The organism is Pseudomonas sp. HMSC067G02, assembly GCF_001813485.1.
Classification (GTDB): domain Bacteria; phylum Pseudomonadota; class Gammaproteobacteria; order Pseudomonadales; family Pseudomonadaceae; genus Pseudomonas; species Pseudomonas aeruginosa.
Window position 1 is genome coordinate 81,078 of the sequence record NZ_KV812623.1, and the last position, 22,032, is coordinate 103,109.

A 22,032-nucleotide genomic window follows, 5' to 3' on the forward strand; every position below is an offset into this window, starting at 1 on the left:
GTTCTAGACCTGCCGGCGCCTCCTGTCGCGCCTCGTTACGCAAGCTTTACGAGCGCCGCCGCCAGGCGCCGGCGCGGCAACCGGCCAGGGCCGCCGGGTACCGCGCCGCGAGTGCCGAGGAGCATTTTTACGCTGGCGTTGCGCGCTCGTCAGGCCAGGCTGTCGAGCACCCCGCCGTCGACCCGCAGGGCCGCGCCGGTGGTCGCCGAGGCCTGGGTCGAGCAGGCGTAGACCACCAGGTTGGCGACTTCCTCGGGCGTCGCCAGGCGCTGGATGATCGAACTGGAACGGTGCTGCCGGACAAAGGCGGTGCCGGCCTCTTCTATGCTCTGCCCGGCCTTCTGCGCATCCTCGCGGAGCATCTCGGCGACGCCTTCGGTGAGGGTCGGTCCGGGCAGCACCGCATTCACCGTCACCCCGGTGCCGGCCAGGCGCTTGGCCAGGCCGCGCGACACCGAGAGGTTGGCGGTCTTGCTGAAGCCGTAGTGGATCATGTCCGCCGGGATGTTCAACGCCGATTCCGAAGACAGGAACACCACTCGCCCCCAACCGCGCTCGACCATTCCCGGGACGTAGGCGCGGGCCAGGCGCACCCCGGACATCACGTTGACCTCGAAGAAGCGGCTCCACTCGGCGTCCTCGATGTCGAAGAAGTCCTTCAGCTCGAAGATGCCCAGGTTGTTGACCAGGATGTCCGCCTTCGGCTCGGCCGCAACGAAAGCCGCGCAGCCTTCCGCCGTGCCCAGGTCGCCGGCGACGCCGCGTACCCTGGCATCCGGCTGGCCGTTCCGGATCGCCGCGATCGCACGGTCCACCGCCGCCTGGCTGCGTCCGTTGACCACCACGGTGGCGCCGGCGGCGGCGAGGCCGCTGGCGATGGCGAAGCCGATGCCGGCGGTGGAACCGCTGACGATTGCCAGTTTGTCGCTCAGATCGATCTGCATGGGAGTCTCCTGTCGAGTGACGAACCGCTCAGGAGCGCGGCTCGGGGAACAGACGACAGCCTAGACCAGCCAGCGTTCCGTGCCCGCCCTGGGCCTCAGAGACGCAGGCCGAGGTTGATCATCGCCGCCGAATTGCCGAGCAGCACCAGCTCGCTGCCCAGCGGGCCGAAACGAACGCCCACCGAGGGGATGATCGCCGGCGCGACGCCGAAGCGGTTCAGCGGGATCTTGTCGCGGTATTCGCCGCGATAGCCCTGCAATAGGCCGCCGGTGAGCTTCAGGTAGACCGGGTAGCTGTCACTGTCGAAGCGCTTGCCCAGATAGGCGTAGTTGGAGCGCTGGCTGAACGAGTTGCGAAAGGTCGCGCCGCCGGCCAGCACGCCATCGGCGCGGTTGTATTCGAGGCCGAGCAGGTCCTGGTGGTTGTTGTGTTCCGGGTCCGGGTTGAAATGCCGGGTGTAGACGCTGGTCTGCAGGTACCAGAAGTCGCCGTCGTCGGCAGCCCAGGCAGGTGCGGCGAGCACGGCCAGCAGGCTCAGGATGAGATAGCGCATGGGGACTCCAGGCGGCCGTCGCCAGGTAAGGAAGGCAAGACGTGACGGCTTGCGCCTCGCAGCGTGAATTCTGCTGAACCCGGCCTGAATCGGGCCTGAACGAAGCCTGAACAATTTCTGAACGAACCGTCAGAAAAACCCGGAATGGCTCAAGAACGGACCTCGGCGAAACGTTCGGAAAACCGAACGCCATGCCCCGAAAATATTCGGAAGAGCGGACGAAAGGCCATTTCGGGGCATTTTCATCCAAATTTAATTTCTTTTACTTTCAAATAGTTAGTCTAAAAAAAGCCGGATTTCATAAGCTGGCATGCATCCTGCCACTACACTGTTCGGCAAGCACGATACTCTCGTGGCTTCCCCCGCCGGGGAAAACCGCGAAACACCCTGTCCCGGAGAGGCCAGGCGCTCGCGGCTCAATAAAAATCAAAACAAGTCGAGGAAGAAATTCATGCGTATCGCTCCCAGTCTGCTGAGCACCGCCATCGTGGCCGCTCTGTTGTCCGCTCCGGTCGTCGCTGACGAGCTCACCGGCACGCTGAAGAAGATCAAGGACACCGGCACCATCACCCTCGGTCACCGTGACGCTTCGATTCCCTTCTCCTACCTCGGCACCGAGCCGGGCAAGCCGATCGGCTACTCCCACGACCTGCAACTGAAAGTGGTCGAGGCGGTGAAGAAGGAACTCAACCTCCCCGACCTGAAGGTCCGCTATAACCTGGTCACCTCGCAGACCCGCATCCCGCTGGTGCAGAACGGCACCGTGGACATCGAGTGCGGCTCTACCACCAACAACGAAGAGCGCCAGAAGCAGGTCGACTTCTCCGTCGGCATCTTCGAGGTCGGCACCCGCCTGCTGTCGAAGAAGACCGCCAACATCAAGGACTTCGACGACCTCAAGGGCAAGAACGTGGTGACCACCGCCGGCACCACCTCCGAGCGCCTGCTCAAGGCCATGAACGCGGACAAGAAGATGGGCATGAACATCATCTCCGCCAAGGACCACGGCGAGTCCTTCATGATGCTCGAATCCGGCCGCGCGGTGGCCTTCATGATGGACGACGCGCTGCTCTACGGCGAAATGGCCAAGGCCAAGAAGCCGGACGACTGGGTCGTCGGTGGCACCCCGCAGTCCTTCGAGATCTACGGCTGCATGGTGCGCAAGGGCGACGCGGCGTTCAAGAAAGTGGTCGACAAGGCCATCACCGATACCTACGCCTCCGGCGAGGTCAACAAGATCTACGACAAGTGGTTCACCCAGCCGATCCCGCCGAAGGGCCTGAACCTCAACTTCCCCATGAGCGAAGAGCTGAAGAAGCTGATCGCCAGCCCGACCGACAAGGCCGCCGAGCAGATGTAACGAGCGCCAGGCGTTCCTCCCGGAGCGCCAGCGCTTCGCGCGTCGCCCCCGCCTCGCGGCGGGGCCTCGGGGACGCGGGAGGGGCCTGCCCCTCCCCAGCCGTCTCCCCCGGAAGAGCAGCGCCGCCGGCCCGCACGGCCGCGCCGGCGCCTGCCTTCCCCGCCAGTGTCTGCAACCGATTGAACCGAGGGGAAACCCCAACATGAATTACAACTGGGACTGGGGCGTGTTCTTCAAGTCCACCGGGATCGGCAGCGAAACCTACCTCGACTGGTACATCGCCGGTCTGGGCTGGACCATCGCCATCGCCCTGGTCGGCTGGATCATCGCCCTGGCGCTGGGCTCGCTGCTCGGCGTCATGCGCACCGTGCCGAACCGCCTGGTATCGGGGATCGCCACCGCCTACGTGGAAATCTTCCGCAACGTGCCGCTGCTGGTGCAGCTGTTCATCTGGTACTTCCTGGTACCCGACCTGCTGCCCGAGGGCCTGCAGACCTGGTTCAAGCAGGACCTCAACCCGACTACCTCGGCCTACCTCAGCGTGGTCGTCTGCCTCGGCCTGTTCACCGCCGCGCGGGTCTGCGAGCAGGTGCGCACCGGCATCCAGGCGCTGCCCTACGGGCAGACCTCGGCGGCCCGCGCGATGGGCTTCCGCCTACCGCAGATCTACCGCCACGTGCTGCTGCCGCAGGCCTTCCGGATCATCATCCCGCCGCTGACCTCGGAGTTCCTCAACATCTTCAAGAACTCCTCGGTGGCGTCGCTGATCGGCCTGATGGAGCTGCTGGCGCAGACCAAGCAGACCGCCGAGTTCTCCGCCAACCTGTTCGAGGCCTTCACCCTGGCCACGCTGATCTACTTCACGCTGAACATGAGCCTGATGCTGATCATGCGCCTGGTGGAGAGAAAGGTCGCCGTACCGGGCCTGATCTCCGTAGGAGGTAAATGATGGACTTCAGTGGAATCGTTCCCGCCCTGCCGAGCCTCTGGGAAGGCATGCTGATGACCCTCAAGCTGATGGTCCTCGGCGTCCTCGGCGGCGTCGCGCTGGGTACCGTGCTGGCGCTGATGCGGCTGTCACACAGCAAGTTGCTGTCGAACATCGCCGGCTTCTACGTCAACTACTTCCGCTCGATCCCGCTGCTGCTGGTGATCACCTGGTTCTACTTCGCGGTGCCCTTCATCCTGCGCTGGATCACTGGCGAGGACACCCCGGTGGGGGCGTTCACCTCCTGCCTGGTGGCCTTCATGATGTTCGAGGCGGCCTACTATTGCGAGATCGTCCGCGCCGGCATCCAGGCCATCCCGAAAGGCCAGATGGGCGCCGCCCAGGCACTGGGCATGACCTACGGGCAGACCATGCGCCTGGTGATCCTGCCGCAGGCGTTCCGCAAGATGACCCCGCTGCTGCTGCAACAGAGCATCATCCTGTTCCAGGACACCTCGCTGGTCTATACCGTCGGCCTGATGGACTTCCTCAATTCGGCCCGTTCGCGCGGCGACATCATCGGCCAGGCCAACGAGTTCCTGATTTTCGCCGGCCTGGTCTACTTCGTCGTAAGCTTCACCGCCTCGTTCGCCGTCAAACGTCTGCAGAAAAGGTTAACCGTATGATTTCCATCAAGAATGTCAGCAAGTGGTATGGCGACTTCCAGGTCCTGACCGACTGCTCCACCGAGGTTGCGAAAGGCGAAGTGGTGGTGGTCTGCGGGCCGTCCGGCTCGGGCAAGTCGACCCTGATCAAGTGCGTCAACGCACTGGAACCCTTCCAGAAGGGCGACATCGTCGTCGACGGCACCTCCATCGCCGATCCGAAGACCAACCTGCCCAAGCTGCGCTCGCGGGTCGGCATGGTGTTCCAGCATTTCGAGCTGTTCCCCCACCTGAGCATCACCGAGAACCTGACCATCGCGCAGATCAAGGTGCTCGGCCGCAGCAAGGAAGAAGCCACCAAGAAGGGCCTGGCCCTGCTCGAGCGCGTCGGTCTCAAGGAGCACGCGCACAAGCACCCCGGCCAGCTCTCCGGCGGCCAGCAGCAGCGCGTGGCGATCGCCCGCGCGCTGGCGATGGACCCGGTGGTGATGCTGTTCGACGAGCCGACCTCGGCGCTCGACCCGGAAATGGTCAACGAAGTGCTCGACGTGATGGTCCAGCTGGCCCACGAAGGCATGACCATGATGTGCGTGACCCACGAGATGGGCTTCGCGCGCAAGGTCGCCAACCGGGTGATCTTCATGGACCGCGGGCAGATCGTGGAAGACTGCGAGAAGGAGGAGTTCTTCGGCGACGTCAGCGCCCGCTCCGAACGCGCCCAGCAGTTCCTCGCCAAGATCCTCCCGCACTGATGTACCCGCCCTCGCCGGCCCGCCCGGCGGGGGCCTGCTCTACCCTCGCCTGCGATAACAATAAATAGGGAAAGCCCATGCAACCTGTGCTCTTCAGAACCCTGTCCCTCGGCGTCGCCATTGCCGCCGCATCCTCCTCGGCCTTCGCCGCCACGCTCGACGGCGGCGCCGTCGCCGCGCCCGACGAGTACGGCGCCAAGGTCGCCGCGCAGATCCTCAAGGCCGGCGGCAACGCGGTGGACGCCGCGGTGGCCACCGCCTTCACCCTGGCGGTCACCTACCCCGAGGCCGGCAACATCGGCGGCGGCGGCTTCATGACCCTGTACATGGACGGCAAGCCGTACTTCCTCGACTACCGCGAGGTGGCGCCGAAGGCCGCGAGCAAGACCATGTACCTGGACGACAAGGGCGAGGTGATCGAGAACCTCAGCCTGGTCGGCGCCAAGGCCGCCGGCGTGCCGGGCACCGTGATGGGCCTCTGGGAAGCCCACAAGCGTTTCGGCAAGCTGCCCTGGAGCGAGCTGCTGACCCCGGCCATCGGCTACGCGCAAAAGGGCTTCAAGGTCGCCGACAAGCAGTTCCAGTACCGCCAGGACGCCGTCGCGCTGTTCAACGGCAAGACCAACTTCGGCGACTACTTCGGCCACATGAAGGCCGGCGAGGCGTTCCTCCAGCCGGACCTGGCGAAGACCCTGGAGCGTATCGCCGACAAGGGCCCGGACGAGTTCTACAAAGGCCATACCGCCGACCTGCTGGTGGCACAGATGCAGCAGGACAAGGGACTGATCACCCACCAGGACCTCGCCGACTACAAGGTCAGGTGGCGCGAACCGATGCGCGTCGACTGGCAGGGCAACACGCTCTATACCGCGCCGCTGCCAAGCTCCGGCGGGATCGCCCTGGCCCAGTTGCTGGGCATCAAGGAAAACCGTGCCGCCGACTTCAAGGGCGTCGAGCTGAATTCCGCGCGCTACATCCACCTGCTGGCGGAGATCGAGAAACGCGTGTTCGCCGACCGCGCCGACTACCTCGGCGATCCGGACTTCTCCAAGGTCCCGGTGGCGCGCCTGACCGATCCGGCATACCTGAAGCAGCGTGCCGCCGAGGTCAACCCGACGGCGATCTCGCCGACCGAGAAGGTCCGTCCCGGCCTGGAACCGCACCAGACCACGCACTTCTCCATCGTCGACGCCGACGGCAACGCGGTGAGCAACACCTACACCCTCAACTGGGACTTCGGCAGCGGCGTGGTGGTCAAGGGCGCCGGCTTCCTGCTCAACGACGAGATGGACGACTTCAGCGCCAAACCGGGCGTGGCCAACGCCTTCGGCGTGGTCGGCAGCGACGCCAACGCCATCGAGCCGGGCAAGCGCATGCTCTCCTCGATGAGCCCGAGCATCGTCACCCGCGACGGCAAGGTCAGCCTGGTGGTCGGCACGCCCGGCGGCTCGCGGATCTTCACCTCGATCTTCCAGGTGCTGAACAACATCTACGACTTCCACCTGCCGCTGGAGAAGGCCGTGGCCGCGCAGCGCGTGCACCACCAGTTGCTGCCCAAGGACACGATCTACTACGACGCCTACGCGCCGCTCGCCGGCAAGGTCGCCGAGGAGCTGAAGGCGATGGGCTACACCCTGGAGGACCAGGGCTGGAACATGGGCGATATCCAGGCCATCCGCGTCGACGGCAAGGCCCTGGAGACCGCCTCCGATCCCCGTGGCCGCGGCGTCGGCCTGGTGGTGAAACCCTGACAGGACGGCGGGCGGCCGACGCCGCCCGCGCCTGATTGCGTGCAACGACGATAACCCTACCAACCTACCGACACGAGATATCGCCATGAAGCCATTGCTCCACGCGTTCGCCCCCGGTGTTATGGCCCTGATGCTCCTGCTGCCGCAGGCCGCCCAGGCCAAGGAAGTCGCACCGCAACAGAAACTGTCCAACGTGGTCATCCTGGCCACCGGCGGTACCATCGCCGGCGCCGGCGCCAGCGCCGCCAACAGCGCCACCTACACCGCCGCCAAGGTGCCGGTCGACCAGTTGCTGGCCAGCGTGCCGCAGCTCAAGGACATCGCCAACGTCCGCGGCCAACAGGTGTTCCAGATCGCCTCGGAAAGCTTCACCAACGAGAACCTGCTGGAACTGGGCAAGACCGTCGCCAAGCTGGCCGATAGCGACGACGTCGACGGCATCGTGATCACCCACGGTACCGACACCCTGGAAGAGACCGCCTACTTCCTGACCCTGGTCGAGCACACCGAGAAGCCCATCGTGGTGGTCGGCTCGATGCGCCCGGGCACCGCGATGTCCGCCGACGGCATGCTCAACCTGTACAACGCCGTGGCGGTGGCCGGCGACAAGTCGGCGCGCGGCAAGGGCGTGCTGATCACCATGAACGACGAGATCCTCTCCGGCCGCGACGCGAGCAAGATGGTCAACATCAAGACCGAAGCGTTCAAGAGCCCGTGGGGCCCGCTGGGCATGGTGGTCGAAGGCAAGAGCTACTGGTTCCGCGCACCGGTGAAGCGGCACACGGTGAACTCCGAGTTCGACATCAAGCAGATCTCCGCGCTGGCTCCGGTGGAAATCGCCTACAGCTACGGCAACGTCAGCGACACCGCCTACAAGGCCCTGGCCCAGGCCGGCGCCAAGGCGATCATCCATGCCGGCACCGGCAACGGCTCGGTGCCCGCGCGCGTGGTGCCGACCCTGCAGGAACTGCGCAAGCAGGGCGTGCAGATCATCCGCTCCTCGCACGTCAATGCCGGCGGCTTCGTCCTGCGCAACGCCGAGCAGCCGGACGACAAGAACGACTGGATCGTCGCCCACGACCTGAACCCGCAGAAGGCGCGCATCCTGGCCGCGGTCGCGATGACCAAGACCCAGGACAGCAAGGAGCTGCAACGGATCTTCTGGGAATACTGAGTGAACCCTTCCGGCGCCGCCTGCCGGCCGTGCCGGAAAACCGCCCGCTCCGCCGCCCATCGTGGCGGCGGGCTGGCCTAGCCGCGACGACTGTGATGGAATCCCCCGACCCGCCCTGCAGCGTACCTCCGTCACTGACCGTGAAGCCCCGCCTCGTCCGCCAGTTGCTGCTCCCCATTCCCCTGCTCCTGCTGATGCTCGGCTTCGGCTACGGCGGCTACCGGGTCAGCGAGAGCGCCGGCATCCGTGCCCTCGCCGAGAATGGCGAACGCCAGCTGGAGCTGCATGCGCGGACGGTCGAGAGCGAGATCAGCAAGTACACCTACCTGCCCAGCCTGCTGGAGCTGGAGCGCAGCGTCAGCCACCTGCTCACCGACCCGACGCCATACCGGCGCAACCAGGTCAACGCCTACCTCGAAGGCCTCAATCGCCGCGCCGGCAGCCGCGCGGTGTACCTGCTGGACACCAACGGTCGGGTCCTGGCCACCAGCAACTGGAGCGACCCGGACAGCTACCTCGGCGAGGACCTGTCGTTCCGCGCCTACTGGCAGGACGCGATGAAGGGCAAGCCGGGCCGCTTCTACGGCATCGGCAGCACCCGCGGCGAGCCGGGCTACTACCTGGCCCACGGCCTGGTCCACGGCGGCCGGATCATCGGCGTGGCGGTAGTCAAGGTGAAGATGGACGCCCTCGAGGAGCGCTGGGAGAAGGCGCGCCTGGAAGCCTTCGTCAGCGACGAGAACGGCATCATCATCCTCTCCAGCAACCCTGCCCTGCGCCTGAAGGCGGTGCGCTCCCTGAGCGCCGACGACAAGGAGCGCCTGGCGCGCAGCATGCAGTACTACTGGTGGGCGCTGAACGAGTGGCAGCCGCTGCTGCGCGAGCCGCTGGCCGCCGGAGTGGAGAAGCTCAGTTTCCCCGCCGATGAACAGCATCCGCGCGGCGAAGCGGTCACCTACCTGGCGCAGACCCGCGCGCTGAACGACACACCGTGGAACCTGACCCTGCTCAGTCCGCTGGAAGACCTGCGCCGCGACGCGGTACGCAACGGCATGCTGGCCGCCATCGGTTTCGCCCTCCTGGCATTCCTGCTGATCGCCTGGAACGAGCGGCGCAAGGTACTCGCCACCCGCCTCGCCGCGCGCGAGGCGCTGCAACGGGCCAACGGCGAGCTGGAAGTGAAGATCGCCGAACGTACCGCCGACCTGCAGGCCAGCAACGCACGCCTGACCGCCGAGATCCACGAGCGCCAGCAGGCCGAGGACACCCTGCGCAAGGCCCAGGACGAACTGGTCCAGGCCGGCAAGCTGGCGGTGATCGGGCAGATGTCCACCAGCATCGCCCACGAACTCAACCAACCGCTGGCGGCGCTGCGTACGCTGTCCGGCAACACCGTGCGCTTCCTCCAGCGCGGCAAACTGGAGACCGCCAGCACCAACCTCGCCACCATCAACGAACTGGTCGACCGCATGGGCCGCATCACCGCCAGCCTGCGTGCCTTCGCCCGGCGCAGCGACGACGCCGGCCAGGCCAGCCTGGCCAAGGCGGTGGACGCGGCGCTGCTGATCCTGCACGGGCGCCTGGAGCAGGACCCGCCGACCCTGCACCGGCATTTCGACGATGTGCGCCTGGGCATCGACCAGACCCGCCTGGAGCAGATCCTGGTCAACCTGCTGGCCAACGCCCTCGACGCCATGAGCGGGCAGGCCGACCGCCAGCTCTGGCTGGAAGGCCGGCGCGAGGAGGAGCGCTACGTCCTGCGCGTGCGCGACAACGGCCCCGGTATCCCGCCGGCGGCGCGCGTCCACCTGTTCGAACCCTTCTTCACCACCAAGCCCGGCGAACATGGCCTGGGCCTCGGCCTGACCCTCTCGGCCAGCCTGGCCACCGCCGCCGGCGGCAGCCTCAGCGTGCAGCACCCCGAAAGCGGCGGAACCGCCTTCGAGCTGAGCCTGTCCCTGGTTCCCGATTCCCCGACTGCGAGTCCCGCCCGATGAACGAGCCGCTTTCCGTCCTGATCGTCGAAGACGATCCGCATGTCTTGCTCGGCTGCCAGCAGGCGCTGGAGCTGGAGGACATCCCCTGCATCGGCGTCGGCAGCGCCGAGGAGGCGCTGCAACGGGTCGACCGCGACTTCGCCGGCATCGTCGTCAGCGACATCCGCCTGCCCGGCATCGACGGCCTGACCCTGCTGGAGCGTCTCAAGGCCCTCGACCCGAGTCTGCCGGTGGTGCTGATCACCGGTCACGGCGACATCTCCATGGCGGTACAGGCCATGCACGCCGGCGCCTACGACTTCATGGAGAAGCCCTTCTCTCCGGAACGCCTGGTCGAGGTCGCCCGCCGCGCCCTGGAGCAGCGCGGGCTGGCCCGCGAGGTCAGCGCGCTGCGTCGCCAGTTGGCCGGCCGCCAGGACCTGGCGCAACGGATCATCGGCCGCTCGCCGGCGATCCAGGCGTTGCGCGAGCTGATCGCCAACGTCGGCGACACCTCGGCCAACGTGCTGATCCTCGGCGAGACCGGCACCGGCAAGGAGCTGGTAGCGCGCTGCCTCCACGACTACAGCCGGCGCCACCAGCATGCCTTCGTCGCGCTGAACTGCGGCGGCCTGCCGGAGAACCTGTTCGACAGCGAGATATTCGGCCACGAGGCGCACGCCTTCACCGGCGCCAACAAGCGGCGGATCGGCAAGATCGAGCATGCCAACGGCGGCACGCTGTTCCTCGACGAGATCGAGAGCATGCCGGTCAACCTGCAGATCAAGCTGCTGCGGGTGTTGCAGGAACACACCCTGGAACGCCTCGGCTCGAACCAGTCGATCCCGGTGGACTGCCGGGTGATCGCGGCGACCAAGGCAGACCTCGCCGCCATGGGCAAGAACGGCCAGTTCCGCAGCGACCTCTACTACCGGCTCAACGTGGTGAGCCTGGAACTGCCGGCGCTGCGCGACCGCCGCGAGGACATCCTGCTGCTCTTCGAACACTTCCTCCAGCAGTCTTCGCTGCGCTTCGACCGCCCCGCGCCGGAACTCGACCGTGCCACCGTAGCCAGCCTGATGGCCCACGACTGGCCGGGCAACGTGCGCGAACTGCGCAACGTCGCCGAACGCTTCGCCCTCGGCCTGCCGGTGTTCAACAAGGGCGGCCAGGCCGTACAGACCGGCGGCCCGCGCTTCGCCGAAGCGGTGGAGGCATTCGAGAAGGCCCTGCTCGGCGACGCCCTGGCCCGCCACCACGGCAACCTGACCCAGGCCAGCCAGGACCTGGGCATGGCCAAGACCACGCTGTTCGACAAGGTGAAGAAGTACGGCCTGCAATAGGCCGGAGCGCCCTCTTCGCCCTGCCCGCCTGGCGTGGGGCGCAGGACGCGATGCTTCATCCGGCATTTCTCACCCGCCTGCGATTCCGCTCGGCGGATAACGCCAGGGGCGTTATTCGCCCTACCCGCCGGTGTGGGGAATGCGCTATCCGGGCATTCGTGAATTGAACTCAAGTGTCATTTTCCCTGGCAGCGGTTTTTCGCACGAATCGTTCCGCCAATAATGCGCTCACCTTCTTCCAGCGCGCCGCGCCACGGCCGGCCTCACGAGCGAGATCGCCATCATGCTGTTCAGCCCCTATGCCTTTGGCCACCTGACCCTCCCCAATCGCATCGTCATGCCGCCGATGACCCGTTCCCGAGCCGCCAGTGGTGAAGTCGCCACCGCGCTGATGGCCGAGTACTACAGCCAGCGCGCCGGCGCCGGCCTGATCGTTTCCGAAGGCACCCAGATCAGCCGGCAGGGCCAGGGCTACGCCTGGACACCGGGCATCCACAGCGCCGAGCAGGTCGCCGGCTGGCGCCAGGTCACCGACGCGGTGCACGCCGCCGGCGGGCGCATCTTCGCCCAGCTCTGGCACGTCGGCAGGGTCTCGCACACCTCGCTGCAACCGGGCAACGCCGCCCCGGTGTCCTCCTCGGCGCTGGTGGCCGAAGGCGTGAAGGTCTTCGTCGATCCCCAGGGCCGCGGAGCGCAGGCCGGCGGCGGCGAGATGGTCCAGCACTCGGCGCCGCGTGCGCTGGCCGTGGAGGAAATCCGGGAGATCGTCGCCGACTATGCCCAGGCCGCACGCAACGCCCTCGACGCCGGCTTCGACGGGGTCGAGCTGCACGGCGCCAACGGCTACCTGATCAACCAGTTCATCGACTCCCAGGCCAATGCGCGCAACGACCAATACGGCGGCTCGCTGGAGAACCGCCTGCGCTTCCTCCGCGAAGTCGCCGAGGCGGTCACCGCGGTGGTCGGCAGGGAGCGCATCGGCGTGCGCCTGGCGCCGCTGACCACCCTGCAGGGCGCGGTCGACGACACCCCGCAAGCCACCTACCTGGCCGCGGCGCGGCTACTGGACGAGATCGGCGTGGCCTACATCCACATCGCCGAGGCCGACTGGGAAGACGCCCCGGCCATGCCGGCGGCGTTCAAGGAAGCGTTGCGCATCGTCTACCGTGGCAGCCTGATCTACTCCGGCATGTACACCAAGGCGCGCGCCGAGGAAGCCCTGGCCAGGGGCTGGGCCGACCTGATCGGCTTCGGCCGGCCGTTCATCGCCAACCCTGACCTGCCCTACCGCCTGGAGCACGACCTGGCGCTGGCCGACGGCGACCGCTCGACCTACTTCGGTGGCGGCGCCGCCGGCTACACCGACTACCCGAGCCTGCCGCAGGCGGCCGGTTGAAACCCCTAGCCGACCGAACCGCGAGCGCGCGGCCGGTTGGCGAAACATGCCGCCACAACCTCGCCTTTGGTCGACTAGAACCCACGGCTGGCGAGACCTAGACTCAATTCGCCAGATATTCATTATTAATAGGCCTGATTTCCTGGACAGGGGGGACCACCGATAGCATCGAGGAACATTTCGAGGAATCCGCCATGAGCAAGTCCCTGATCGTCTCCCTGGCCGCCAGCCTGGTCGTCCTGGCCGGTTGCGCCAACCCGCCGCGCAGCGTCGAACGCCCCTACAGCGACGCCGAAATCAAGTCCTACGCCCTCGACAGCCTGGAACGCAGCGACCTCTCGCCGAAGCGCCTCGACCAGTACCGCAGCGTGCTCGGCACGCCGCACCGGCAGACCCTCTAGCGCCTTCAGACGGGGCGCCGCCAGACGCTCGCCAGCCAGGGCTGCTGCTCGCGCGGCAGGCCCGGCGGCCGGTAGTAGTGCTCCAGCTCGACGAAACCGGCTTCCTCCAGCAGGCGTTTCCAGGCCGGGTAATCGTGGTAGGCACCGTAGCGTTGGCCATTCCAGCCCTCGCGGTTGTCGCCGCGCGGGTTGGAGCTGAACAGCACGCCGCCCGGCCGCAGCGCTTCGAAGAGTTCGCCGAGCACCCGCGGCAAGGCGCTGCCGGGCACATGGAACAGGCTGGCGTTGGCGAAGATGCCGTCGAAGTGCCCAGCCGGCAGTCGCAGCGCCAGGAAATTCTGTTGCCATACCTCGCAACCGCTGTCGGCCCTGGCCATCTCGACGAAGCGCGGCGTGCCTTCGAGCCCGACCGGCTGGTGGCCGAGGCGGCGGAAGGTGGACAGGTCGCGCCCGGGACCGCAGCCGAAATCGAGGATCCGGTACGGCGGCGGCCCGTCGATATGGCGCAGCAGCGCCTCGACGTTCTGGCTCACGTCGTGGCCGCGGGTGCCCTCGCGGAAGCCTTCGGCGTTGCGCTGATAGTCAGCCAGGGTGGTGGCGGTGATCGCGTCGAAATCCTCGGTGCTCATGTCTGCTCGCAGTGGCGGGGTTCCGCCCAGTCTAGCGCCGGCAGGGGTTTCGCCTAAGGTTTTGTAATAGTTTCCCGCTGTGGCGAGGGCCCGCGACACAGTAGGATCGACTTCCCTTTGACTCTCAATGGCCATCATGACCACCCTTTCGGAGCCCCCCAGTCGTCCTTCCGGACAACCCTCCCCGCTTCGCCTTCGCCACCTGCGTCCGCCCCTCGACGCCGAATCCCTCGCCTCGTCCCCCGCCGTCACCGCCGGCTGCCGCAGCCGCGCCGTGCAGCGTCGCGCCAGCGCGACGGCCAGCCGGACCGGGAGGTAAGCGCACATGGAATGGATAGCTGACCCGACTGCCTGGCTCGGCCTGGCGACCCTGATCGTGCTGGAGATCGTCCTCGGCATCGACAACCTGGTGTTCATCGCGATCCTCGCCGACAAGCTGCCGCCGCACCTGCGCGACCGCGCCCGGGTCCTCGGCCTGTCGCTGGCGCTGCTGATGCGCCTGGGCCTGCTGGCGAGCATCTCGTGGATGGTGACCCTCACCGAGCCGCTGTTCGAGGTATTCGGCAAGAGCTTCTCCGGCCGCGACCTGATCATGCTGTTCGGTGGCGTGTTCCTGCTGTTCAAGGCCACCATGGAGCTGCACGAACGCCTCGAAGGCCATGTCGCCCAGCACGCCGGCAACAAGACCTACGCGCTGTTCTGGCCGATCGTCGCGCAGATCGTGGTGCTCGACGCGGTGTTCTCGCTCGACGCGGTGATCACCGCGGTGGGCATGGTCGAGCACCTGGAAGTGATGATGATCGCGGTGATCGTCTCCATCGGCCTGATGATCGTCGCCAGCAAGCCGCTGACCCGCTTCGTCAATCGTCACCCGACGGTGATCATGCTGTGCCTGGGCTTCCTGATGATGATCGGCTTCAGCCTGACCGCCGAGGGCCTGGGCTTCCATATCCCGAAAGGCTACCTGTACGCGGCCATCGGCTTCTCGATCCTCATCGAGGTGTTCAACCAGGTCGCCCGCAAGCGCCGCAAGAAGAGCCTGCAGGGCCACCGCCCGCTGCGCGCGCGTACCGCCCATGCGGTGCTGCGCCTGCTCGGCGGCCAGCGCCTGGAGGCCGACGAGATCGGCGAGGAGGTCGCCGACCTGTTCGAGGAAGGCGACGACCAGGTGGTCTTCGACCGCCGCGAGCGGGTGATGATCAGCGGCGTGCTGCAATTGGCCGAGAAGCCCATCCGCAGCCTGATGACGGTACGCGCCGAGGTCGACTGCATCGACCTCGACAGCGGCCGCGAGGCGATCCGCGCGGCGCTGCTCGAATCGTCCTACTCGCGCCTGCCGCTGGTGCGCGACGGGCGCGTCGAGGAGCCGCTGGGCTACGTGCACAAGAAGGAACTGCTCAAGGAGCTGCTCGCCGGCGCCCAGCCGGACCTGGAAAGCCTGGCCCGCCAGCCGCTCAACCTGTTGCAGGACTGCTCGATCCTCAACGCCCTGGAGCAGATGCGCGAGGCCTCGACCCACGTGGCCTTCGTGGTCAACGAGTTCGGCGAATTCATCGGCCTGCTGACCCTGACCGACATTCTCGAATCCATCGCCGGCGAGCTACCCGACGCCAGCGAGATCGACGGTCCGGACGTGGTCGAGGAGAACGACGGCTACCTGGTCAGCGGTGCCATGAACCTCAGCCAGGTGCGTCGACGCGTGGGGTTCGACGCGCGCGCCACGGAGGACTACCAGACCCTCGCCGGGCTGGTGATGAGCCTGCTCGACCGCCTGCCGGTGATCGGCGACCGCCTGCAGTGGCAGGACTGGGAACTGCGGGGGGTGGAAGTGGAAGAACGCCGGGTGACCCGGGTCCTGCTGCGCAGGGGCTGAGCGAAGCGGCGGCCGCCGATCCGGCCGCCGCCCTCCCCGGCGCAGCGGCAGACCGCTACAGGCGGCGCTGCCAGGCCTGCACCTGCTCGTCCTTCACCACCTCGACGAAAGCTTCCGGCAACAGGGTGCGGAACGGTCCTTCGTCGGCCTCGGCCAGCTCGACCATCCGCGCGATCATTTCCTCCGGATCGTACTGCTCGAAGGGAAAGCGCACGCCGCTGTGGTCAGTGAAGTGACGCTGCGGGTCGTACCAGCGTTTCCAGGTTTCCATCATGCGATCGTTGAAACCGGTCTGGTACGGGCCGGGATTGATGGTGCCGACCTGGATGCCGAACGGCTTCAGCTCGGCATGCAGGGCCTCGGCGAAGGCCTCCAGGGCATGCTTGGAGGCGCAGTAGGGGCCGGTATAGGGACCGGTGATCAGGCCGGCGATGGACGACACGAAGAGCACCTTGCCGCCACGCTTCTGCTCGACCATGCGCCGGACGAAACCCTGGGTCAGTTCCAGGTTGGCGAACACGTTGGTCTCGAACAGCGCGCGCACCAGTTCCAGCGGGATCTCCGCGCTGGCCCCGGCCTCGGCGCTGCCGGCGTTGTTCAGCAGCACGTCGATATCCCATTCCCAGGCGCGTTCGCGATCGGCGGCGACGGTGATGTCGAGGGTTTCCACCCGCAGCGGGACGCCACGCCGCCCGGCCTCTTCGCGCAGGTCGGCGGCCTGCCCGGCGCCGCGCACGCCGGCGATCGTCCGATGGCCGCGGGCGGCCAGGCGCAACGCCACCTCCCGACCGAAGCCGCTGCCGGCCCCGGTCACCAGGATTCGCTTCTGTTTCATCTCGATTACCTCTGGATTGTTGCCATGGCCACGGCGGCCTCGGCGATGGATTGGTCCTGGGCCGCGCTGGCGCCGGAGACGCCGACGCCACCCAGGCAGGAACCGCCGGCATCGCCCAGCGGCATGCCGCCGGCGAAGCAGGCCAGCCCGCCGTTGCTCTGCTCGATGCTCCACAACGGCTGGCCCGGCCCGGCGAGTCGGCCCAGCTCGCCGCTGGGCAGGCGGAACAGCGCGGCGCTGCGCGCCTTGCGCTGGGCCAGGTCGATGGCACCGGGAACGCTGTCGTCCATCCGTACGAACGCCAGCAGGTTGGCATGGGCGTCGACCACCGCGACGCAGACCGCCAGGCGCTGCCGCTGCGCTTCGGCAATGGCCGCCGCGATGCAGCGTTGGGCATGTTGCAGAGACAGGTGGGTAGACATGGCCGGCGTCCTCATCGAGTGCTTGCGGGCCAGTCTAGAAAGGTCGAAGCTTTAACAGAACCGGCCTTCTCCTACGTAGACTTTCAAGTTTTTCTAACAATGAATCGACGCGATCCCCTCGCCGGCCTGCACGTCTTCAGGCAGGTCGCCGACACCGGCAGCTTCACCCGCGCCGCCGCCCTGCTCGGGGTGACGCCGGCGGCGGTGAGCCAGGCGATCAACCAACTGGAAGCCGAGCTGCGTCTCAAGCTGTTCCACCGCACCACCCGCGGGGTCAGCCTGAGCGAGGCCGGGCAGCGCTACCACGAACAGACCGAACAGCCCTACCGCGACCTGGTGCGCGCCCGCGAAGCGCTCGGCGAAAGCCTCGAGGAACCCTCCGGGCAGCTGCGCATCAGCGCCCTGCACCTGGCGAAGAACCTGGTGATCGCACCGATGCTCAACGAGTTCGTGCGACGCTACCCGAAGGTGCAACTGGAGATCCGCTACGAGGACCAGTTGGTGGATATCGTCAGGGAACGGCTGGATGCCGGCATCCGCCTGGCCGACGCCCTGCAGCCGGGCATGGTCGGGGTGCAACTGACAGCGCCGCTGGCGTGCCTGCTGGTGGCCACTCCGGCCTACCTCGCCGAGCACGGTACGCCGGCCAGCGTCGCCGACCTCGATGGGCATGCCGCCGTGCGCTTCCGTTTCCCGCGCAGCGGCCGCCTGCACAAGTGGCGCTTGCGGGAAGACGGGCGGGAACTGGAAGTGGACCTGCCGGCACGCTTCGTCAGCACCGACACCGAGACGATCATCGAGGCGGCCCGCGCCGGCGCCGGGATCGCCCAGGCATTCATCCGCGAGCGGGTCGCCGCGGACCTCGCCGCCGGGCGCCTGGTGGAAGTGCTGCCTGGCAGTTGCCTGCCGCTGCCGCCGATGTGGCTGTATTACCTGAACCGCCGCCACGTACCGGCCAAGCTGCGCGCCTTCATCGAACTGCTACGCGAGTGGCGGCAGCCGGCCTGAACCTCAGCGGCCCTTGCCGGCCGGCCCCGGCCGGCTCAGCAGGAGGTCGTCCGGTCCGTCGATCTCTATGAAGCGTCCGCTTTCCAGCGCCTCCTCCAGCGGCGTGCCGGCGAGCACGTCGGCCTTGCGCAGGGCGCTGGAGAAACGCAGGTCGGCGCTGGCCTCGACCTTCGCCAACGGCACCTGGTAGGTCTTGAACGCACCGTAGCGGAAGCCTTCGCTGGGCATCATCCCTTCCTGCCCCAGCAGGTAGGCGGACACTCCCAGTTCGCCGCTGTCAGCGTCGATCATCGCCACCACCTTCCAGAACTCCAGCGGCACCTGCACGCCCTGGTAGAGCGGATCGTCGTCGCGGAACACCGGGCCGGTGAACACCGAGATGCGGAAGCCCTCGCTCCTGGCGTTCTGCAGCACGTAGTCCTCCAGCGACAGCCAGCTGCGCTGGTTGAGCTGCGCCACCTGGGGCACCGCGTTGGTATAGACGAAGGTGTCGTCCTCGGCCTGCCGGGCGATGGCATCGCTGTCGCCCCAGCCGGGATCCTCGCGACGCACCATGTGGCCCTTGTCGAACGAAGCCGGACCGTAGAAGTCCTTGTGTCCGACCTGCGCGGCCGCCTCGATGCGCGGGTCGAAGCCCCAGGAATCCTTGCGCTTGAGCGAACGCTTGAGCGCGCCGTCGATATTCACCGCGGTGAGGATCGGCAAGCGCCGGCTGGCGCTCATCACCACCGAGAAATGCAGATAGTCCAGGCGCGTGCCCTTGCCCACCGGCAGCACCTGGTGGCTCTTGCCCGGCTTGGGCAAGGTCGCCTTCGGCCCGAGGAAGGCCTCGTCGAAGCCCTTGCGCTCGGCCAGGTCGGCGACGCTGCGCTGCTTTTCCTGGAAGCGCGGCGCGCCGCGCTTCAGCTCCGCCCCGGCCACCGGCACCCAGGCGCGACGCGCCAGCAGGCTGCGGATCACGCTGGCCTTCACCGCATAGTTGGTCTTGCGGAACTGGCCGCCGAAGTGCAGGCCGACCACCTCGCCGCCGTCGATCGAAAGCACCGCCGAGCCGGAATTGCCGCCCAGGGTCGAGCAGTCGTGAGTCAGGTACCAGGCGTCATGGGGCAATCCCACGACTTCGCCGGGAGCGAAACGCTTGACGTCGTAGATGTTGCCGAAGATATCTTCCATCGCCCCGGCGTCGTTGCGGCTGTCGCGCGCCGGATAGCCGACCACCGCCACCGCCTGGCGCGGCTCGGCATCCTGGCGCGCGAGGACCAGCGGCGGCGGCAGCAGGTCGCCCTTCACTACCTGGAGGATCGCCATGTCCGGCGCCTCGGAGACGTCCGGGGCGATCCACAGGACCCGCGCGATCACATGCTCGTCGCTTTCCGGCTGGCGGTATTCCTCGCGGAAGTCCACGCGGGTGCGCACCTGCTTGCCGGCCTGGTTGAGACGGAAGCGGAACAGGCTGCCCTGGCGTTCGGCGAACAGGCTGGCGACATGCCGGTTGGTGACGATCAGGTCGTCCTCGATGCGCCAGCCGGTACCGCACCAGTCCATGCTGTCGTGGTCGATCAATTCCAGCCGGCCGACCGAGCGGATCGGCGTGGCCAGCGCGGCGCGATGCTTCTTCAGGCGCTGCTCCAGGCCGGCCAGCGGCGCTTCGTCGAAGATACCGTTCTTCACCAGCAGCACCGGCCGGCTCTTGAGCAGAACGATCGCCTCGCTGAAGCGCCGCGAGTCGAAGAACGAGGCGTCGGATTCCGGCGACACGCTCTTGCCCAGGTGGTCGGCGATCTGCTCGCGGCTGGCGTTGTACGCCGGCACGTTGCTCCACTCACCGCGGGCGGCGAGGTGGGCGAGTTCCTCGCGGGTGCCCTTTTCCTTCAGTACCGAGCAGACCCGCAGTTCTTCCGGCGTGGCCCGCCGGGGGTTGCGCTTGCGCATGGCCATGTCCCTCGCTGGGCGGATATCCCTGGCAGGAGTCTAGCCGAGGGACATGACAGGGCCATGTCCTGCTGGCGGAGCGCCGCTCAACCGGCGAACAGCCGGTAGGCCGGGTTGTGGGTTTCCTCCCAGTACGGATAGCCGATGGCTTGCAACGCCGCCTCCAGCTCGCCGCGCTCCTCGTCCGGCACCTGCAATCCGGCCAGCACCCGACCGTCGGCGGCGCCGTGGTTGCGGTAGTGGAACAGGCTGATGTTCCAGCGCGAGCCGAGCTTGTCGAGAAAGTTCAGCAAGGCCCCGGGGCGTTCGGGAAACTCGAAGCGGAACAGCCGCTCGCGGCGCACCTCGGTACCGTGGCCGCCGACCATGTGGCGGATGTGCAGCTTGGCCATCTCGTTGTCGGTCAGGTCGAGTACCGGGAAGCCCTGCTCGCGCAGGCCGGCGAGCAGGTCGGCGCGACTGTCGGTGAGCGGATGGGTCTGCACGCCGACGAACAGGTGGGCCTGGCGGTCGCTGTGGTAGCGGTAGTTGAACTCGGTGATCTGGCGCCGGCCCAGCGCCGCGCAGAAGGCCTTGAAGCTGCCCGGCCGCTCGGCCACGGTGACGGCGATGATCGCTTCGCGCTGTTCGCCCAGTTCGGCGCGCTCGGCAACGTGGCGCAGGCGGTCGAAGTTGATGTTGGCACCGGAGTCGATGGCCACCAGGGTCTGCCCCTCGGTGCGTTCGCGGGCCACGTACTTCTTGATTCCCGCTACGGCCAGGGCGCCGGCCGGCTCGGTGATCGAACGGGTGTCGTCGTAGATGTCCTTGATCGCCGCGCAGATTTCGTCGCTGCCGACGGTGATCACCTCGTCGACGTGGTCCTTGCAGACCTCGAAGTTGCAAGCGCCGATCTGCGCCACCGCCACCCCGTCGGCAAACAGCCCGACCTGGCCCAGCACCACCCGCTCGCCGGCGGCCAGCGCTGCCTGCAGGCAGTTGGAATCCTCCGGCTCGACGCCGATCACGCGGATATCCGGACGCAGGTGCTTGACGTAGGCGGCGATCCCGGCGATCAGGCTGCCGCCGCCGACCGGCACGAAGATCGCGTCGAGGCGGCCGCTGTGCTGGCGGAGGATCTCCATCGCCACCGTGCCCTGTCCGGCGATCACGTCCGGATCGTCGTAGGGCGGGACGAAGGTCATGCCTTCGCGCTCGGCCAGTTGCAGGGCATGGGCCAGCGCATCGGGGAAGGCGTCGCCGTGCAGCAACGCCTCGCCGCCGCGCGCCAGCACGCCCTTGACCTTGAGTTCGGGAGTGGTGCGCGGCATCACGATCACCGCCCGCACGCCCAGGCGCTGCGCCGCCAGGGCCAGGCCCTGGGCATGGTTGCCGGCGGAGGCGGTGATCACCCCGCGGGCCTTCTGCTCGTCGCTCAGGCGCGCGACACGGGTATAGGCGCCGCGGATCTTGAAAGAGAACACCGGCTGCAGGTCCTCGCGCTTGAGCAGCACCCGGTTGCCCAGGCGCTGGGACAACTGCGGCGCGACCTGCAAGGGGGTTTCCACGGCGACGTCGTACACCGGCGCGGCCAGGATGCGTTCCACGTAGCCGGCCAGCAGGGGTTTGCTTGCGCTGAGGCTCGAGGCGCTCATCGGCTGGCCTCCGCGCTCGCCGCCACCGAGGCCAGCAGGTCGGTGCCGTAGGAGTTGTCCACCGCGCAGCGCCACTGGCCATCGGCCTCCTGGCGGAACACGTAGGTGGCCCGACGTTGCAGGCGTCCGGCCTTCGACTCGATCACCGCCTCGGCCATGACCAGCGCCGTATCTCCCGCCTCGATCACCCGCAGGTCGTGCTGGCGCACTCGCAGGCTGTGCTCGAAGTGCCGGGCGATGGCGTCGAACGCCTGGCGGATCTGCGCCTTGCCGCAGGCGTTGAGGCCCGGCTTGACCACCAGGGTGGCGTCGTCGCAATAGAAATCCATCAGGGCATCGAACTGCCCGGCATTGATCAGGGCGTCGGCCCGGCCAACGAGGTTCTGGAGGGTCTGGTGCTGCATGCTGTTCTCCCGGTTCGGTGGTTTTGGCCCAGGAGACAGAACGAAGAACCC

Annotated in this window: 20 protein-coding genes; 12 read left to right on the forward strand and 8 right to left on the reverse strand. The window is 67.3% G+C overall.

Features of this window, described 5'->3' with window-relative positions:
- Nucleotides 1-149: 149 nt before the first annotated feature.
- Nucleotides 150-944, reverse strand: coding sequence for an SDR family NAD(P)-dependent oxidoreductase (locus HMPREF2914_RS02165; protein ID WP_003086885.1), 795 nt, complete (start codon nt 942-944; stop codon nt 150-152).
- A 95-nt stretch (nt 945-1,039) separates the two neighbouring features.
- The gene (pagP, locus tag HMPREF2914_RS02170; protein WP_003082771.1) at nt 1,040-1,498 is read right to left on the reverse strand and encodes a palmitoyltransferase PagP; all 459 of its coding nucleotides are present in this window, start codon (nt 1,496-1,498) and stop codon (nt 1,040-1,042) included.
- 451 nt (nt 1,499-1,949) lie between these two features.
- Between pagP and HMPREF2914_RS02175 the strand changes: the two genes are divergently transcribed.
- From HMPREF2914_RS02175 to HMPREF2914_RS02220, 10 genes are all read left to right on the forward strand, one after another.
- Nucleotides 1,950-2,858 carry a glutamate/aspartate ABC transporter substrate-binding protein gene (locus HMPREF2914_RS02175; protein WP_003140367.1) on the forward strand — a complete coding sequence of 303 codons (909 nt, stop codon included), beginning with the start codon at nt 1,950-1,952 and terminating at the stop codon, nt 2,856-2,858.
- A 202-nt stretch (nt 2,859-3,060) separates the two neighbouring features.
- Nucleotides 3,061-3,807: an amino acid ABC transporter permease gene (locus tag HMPREF2914_RS02180; RefSeq protein ID WP_003082767.1), complete on the forward strand. Its 747-nt coding sequence runs from the start codon at nt 3,061-3,063 to the stop codon at nt 3,805-3,807.
- Nucleotides 3,804-4,472 carry an amino acid ABC transporter permease gene (locus HMPREF2914_RS02185; protein ID WP_003082765.1) on the forward strand — a complete coding sequence of 223 codons (669 nt, stop codon included), beginning with the start codon at nt 3,804-3,806 and terminating at the stop codon, nt 4,470-4,472. The genes HMPREF2914_RS02180 and HMPREF2914_RS02185 overlap by 4 nt, the downstream gene beginning before the upstream one ends.
- Nucleotides 4,469-5,203: an amino acid ABC transporter ATP-binding protein gene (locus HMPREF2914_RS02190; RefSeq protein ID WP_003082761.1), complete on the forward strand. Its 735-nt coding sequence runs from the start codon at nt 4,469-4,471 to the stop codon at nt 5,201-5,203. The genes HMPREF2914_RS02185 and HMPREF2914_RS02190 overlap by 4 nt, the downstream gene beginning before the upstream one ends.
- 77 nt (nt 5,204-5,280) lie before the next feature.
- Nucleotides 5,281-6,954 (forward strand): gamma-glutamyltransferase, encoded by a 1,674-nt coding sequence (gene ggt / locus HMPREF2914_RS02195; RefSeq protein WP_003086881.1) that lies wholly within the window; start codon nt 5,281-5,283, stop codon nt 6,952-6,954.
- A gap of 85 nt (nt 6,955-7,039) precedes the next feature.
- Entirely contained in the window at nt 7,040-8,128 is a 1,089-nt protein-coding gene (locus HMPREF2914_RS02200) for an asparaginase (RefSeq protein ID WP_003109247.1), read from the forward strand.
- 95 nt (nt 8,129-8,223) lie between these two features.
- Nucleotides 8,224-10,125, forward strand: coding sequence for a sensor histidine kinase (locus HMPREF2914_RS02205; RefSeq protein WP_015503237.1), 1,902 nt, complete (start codon nt 8,224-8,226; stop codon nt 10,123-10,125).
- Nucleotides 10,122-11,447 carry a two-component response regulator AauR gene (locus HMPREF2914_RS02210; RefSeq protein ID WP_015503238.1) on the forward strand — a complete coding sequence of 442 codons (1,326 nt, stop codon included), beginning with the start codon at nt 10,122-10,124 and terminating at the stop codon, nt 11,445-11,447. Before HMPREF2914_RS02205 ends, HMPREF2914_RS02210 begins: the two co-directional genes overlap by 4 nt.
- 283 nt (nt 11,448-11,730) lie before the next feature.
- Nucleotides 11,731-12,843 (forward strand): alkene reductase, encoded by a 1,113-nt coding sequence (locus tag HMPREF2914_RS02215; RefSeq protein WP_023092013.1) that lies wholly within the window; start codon nt 11,731-11,733, stop codon nt 12,841-12,843.
- A gap of 194 nt (nt 12,844-13,037) precedes the next feature.
- Nucleotides 13,038-13,244 (forward strand): hypothetical protein, encoded by a 207-nt coding sequence (locus HMPREF2914_RS02220; protein WP_003086874.1) that lies wholly within the window; start codon nt 13,038-13,040, stop codon nt 13,242-13,244.
- Between the two features lie 5 nt (nt 13,245-13,249).
- Here the strand turns inward: HMPREF2914_RS02220 and HMPREF2914_RS02225 are convergent, their stop codons facing one another.
- On the reverse strand, nt 13,250-13,873 hold the full coding sequence (locus HMPREF2914_RS02225) for a class I SAM-dependent DNA methyltransferase (protein WP_023083049.1): 624 nt from the start codon (nt 13,871-13,873) through the stop codon (nt 13,250-13,252).
- A gap of 325 nt (nt 13,874-14,198) precedes the next feature.
- Between HMPREF2914_RS02225 and HMPREF2914_RS02230 the strand changes: the two genes are divergently transcribed.
- Nucleotides 14,199-15,746: a TerC family protein gene (locus HMPREF2914_RS02230; protein ID WP_070702797.1), complete on the forward strand. Its 1,548-nt coding sequence runs from the start codon at nt 14,199-14,201 to the stop codon at nt 15,744-15,746.
- Between the two features lie 55 nt (nt 15,747-15,801).
- Here the strand turns inward: HMPREF2914_RS02230 and HMPREF2914_RS02235 are convergent, their stop codons facing one another.
- Together HMPREF2914_RS02235 and HMPREF2914_RS02240 are read right to left on the reverse strand one after the other, a co-directional pair.
- Complete coding sequence (locus tag HMPREF2914_RS02235) at nt 15,802-16,581, reverse strand: SDR family oxidoreductase (RefSeq protein WP_003145264.1); 780 nt, start codon at nt 16,579-16,581, stop codon at nt 15,802-15,804.
- A 5-nt stretch (nt 16,582-16,586) separates the two neighbouring features.
- Entirely contained in the window at nt 16,587-17,018 is a 432-nt protein-coding gene (locus HMPREF2914_RS02240) for a GlcG/HbpS family heme-binding protein (protein ID WP_003082743.1), read from the reverse strand.
- A gap of 84 nt (nt 17,019-17,102) precedes the next feature.
- Between HMPREF2914_RS02240 and HMPREF2914_RS02245 the strand changes: the two genes are divergently transcribed.
- Complete coding sequence (locus HMPREF2914_RS02245) at nt 17,103-18,011, forward strand: LysR family transcriptional regulator (RefSeq protein WP_023092014.1); 909 nt, start codon at nt 17,103-17,105, stop codon at nt 18,009-18,011.
- A 3-nt stretch (nt 18,012-18,014) separates the two neighbouring features.
- Here the strand turns inward: HMPREF2914_RS02245 and HMPREF2914_RS02250 are convergent, their stop codons facing one another.
- The 3 genes from HMPREF2914_RS02250 to HMPREF2914_RS02260 all read right to left on the reverse strand — a co-directional run bounded on the left by HMPREF2914_RS02250 (nt 18,015) and on the right by HMPREF2914_RS02260 (nt 21,981).
- The gene (locus HMPREF2914_RS02250; RefSeq protein WP_009314862.1) at nt 18,015-19,943 is read right to left on the reverse strand and encodes a DNA/RNA non-specific endonuclease; all 1,929 of its coding nucleotides are present in this window, start codon (nt 19,941-19,943) and stop codon (nt 18,015-18,017) included.
- 86 nt (nt 19,944-20,029) lie between these two features.
- Nucleotides 20,030-21,577 (reverse strand): threonine ammonia-lyase, biosynthetic, encoded by a 1,548-nt coding sequence (gene ilvA / locus HMPREF2914_RS02255; RefSeq protein WP_015503241.1) that lies wholly within the window; start codon nt 21,575-21,577, stop codon nt 20,030-20,032.
- Nucleotides 21,574-21,981, reverse strand: coding sequence for a YybH family protein (locus HMPREF2914_RS02260; protein ID WP_003082737.1), 408 nt, complete (start codon nt 21,979-21,981; stop codon nt 21,574-21,576). Before HMPREF2914_RS02260 ends, ilvA begins: the two co-directional genes overlap by 4 nt.
- Nucleotides 21,982-22,032: the final 51 nt, after the last annotated feature.

Excerpts from the sequence above, each read along its gene's own strand:
- HMPREF2914_RS02165 (WP_003086885.1), bottom strand. The coding sequence starts at position 944 with ATGCAGATCGATCTGAGCGACAAACTGGCAATCGTCAGCGGTTCCACC.
- pagP (WP_003082771.1), bottom strand. The coding sequence starts at position 1,498 with ATGCGCTATCTCATCCTGAGCCTGCTGGCCGTGCTCGCCGCACCTGCC.
- HMPREF2914_RS02175 (WP_003140367.1), top strand. The coding sequence starts at position 1,950 with ATGCGTATCGCTCCCAGTCTGCTGAGCACCGCCATCGTGGCCGCTCTG.
- HMPREF2914_RS02180 (WP_003082767.1), top strand. The coding sequence starts at position 3,061 with ATGAATTACAACTGGGACTGGGGCGTGTTCTTCAAGTCCACCGGGATC.
- HMPREF2914_RS02185 (WP_003082765.1), top strand. The coding sequence starts at position 3,804 with ATGATGGACTTCAGTGGAATCGTTCCCGCCCTGCCGAGCCTCTGGGAA.
- HMPREF2914_RS02190 (WP_003082761.1), top strand. The coding sequence starts at position 4,469 with ATGATTTCCATCAAGAATGTCAGCAAGTGGTATGGCGACTTCCAGGTC.
- ggt (WP_003086881.1), top strand. The coding sequence starts at position 5,281 with ATGCAACCTGTGCTCTTCAGAACCCTGTCCCTCGGCGTCGCCATTGCC.
- HMPREF2914_RS02200 (WP_003109247.1), top strand. The coding sequence starts at position 7,040 with ATGAAGCCATTGCTCCACGCGTTCGCCCCCGGTGTTATGGCCCTGATG.
- HMPREF2914_RS02205 (WP_015503237.1), top strand. The coding sequence starts at position 8,224 with ATGGAATCCCCCGACCCGCCCTGCAGCGTACCTCCGTCACTGACCGTG.
- HMPREF2914_RS02210 (WP_015503238.1), top strand. The coding sequence starts at position 10,122 with ATGAACGAGCCGCTTTCCGTCCTGATCGTCGAAGACGATCCGCATGTC.
- HMPREF2914_RS02215 (WP_023092013.1), top strand. The coding sequence starts at position 11,731 with ATGCTGTTCAGCCCCTATGCCTTTGGCCACCTGACCCTCCCCAATCGC.
- HMPREF2914_RS02220 (WP_003086874.1), top strand. The coding sequence starts at position 13,038 with ATGAGCAAGTCCCTGATCGTCTCCCTGGCCGCCAGCCTGGTCGTCCTG.
- HMPREF2914_RS02225 (WP_023083049.1), bottom strand. The coding sequence starts at position 13,873 with ATGAGCACCGAGGATTTCGACGCGATCACCGCCACCACCCTGGCTGAC.
- HMPREF2914_RS02230 (WP_070702797.1), top strand. The coding sequence starts at position 14,199 with ATGGAATGGATAGCTGACCCGACTGCCTGGCTCGGCCTGGCGACCCTG.
- HMPREF2914_RS02235 (WP_003145264.1), bottom strand. The coding sequence starts at position 16,581 with ATGAAACAGAAGCGAATCCTGGTGACCGGGGCCGGCAGCGGCTTCGGT.
- HMPREF2914_RS02240 (WP_003082743.1), bottom strand. The coding sequence starts at position 17,018 with ATGAGGACGCCGGCCATGTCTACCCACCTGTCTCTGCAACATGCCCAA.
- HMPREF2914_RS02245 (WP_023092014.1), top strand. The coding sequence starts at position 17,103 with ATGAATCGACGCGATCCCCTCGCCGGCCTGCACGTCTTCAGGCAGGTC.
- HMPREF2914_RS02250 (WP_009314862.1), bottom strand. The coding sequence starts at position 19,943 with ATGCGCAAGCGCAACCCCCGGCGGGCCACGCCGGAAGAACTGCGGGTC.
- ilvA (WP_015503241.1), bottom strand. The coding sequence starts at position 21,577 with ATGAGCGCCTCGAGCCTCAGCGCAAGCAAACCCCTGCTGGCCGGCTAC.
- HMPREF2914_RS02260 (WP_003082737.1), bottom strand. The coding sequence starts at position 21,981 with ATGCAGCACCAGACCCTCCAGAACCTCGTTGGCCGGGCCGACGCCCTG.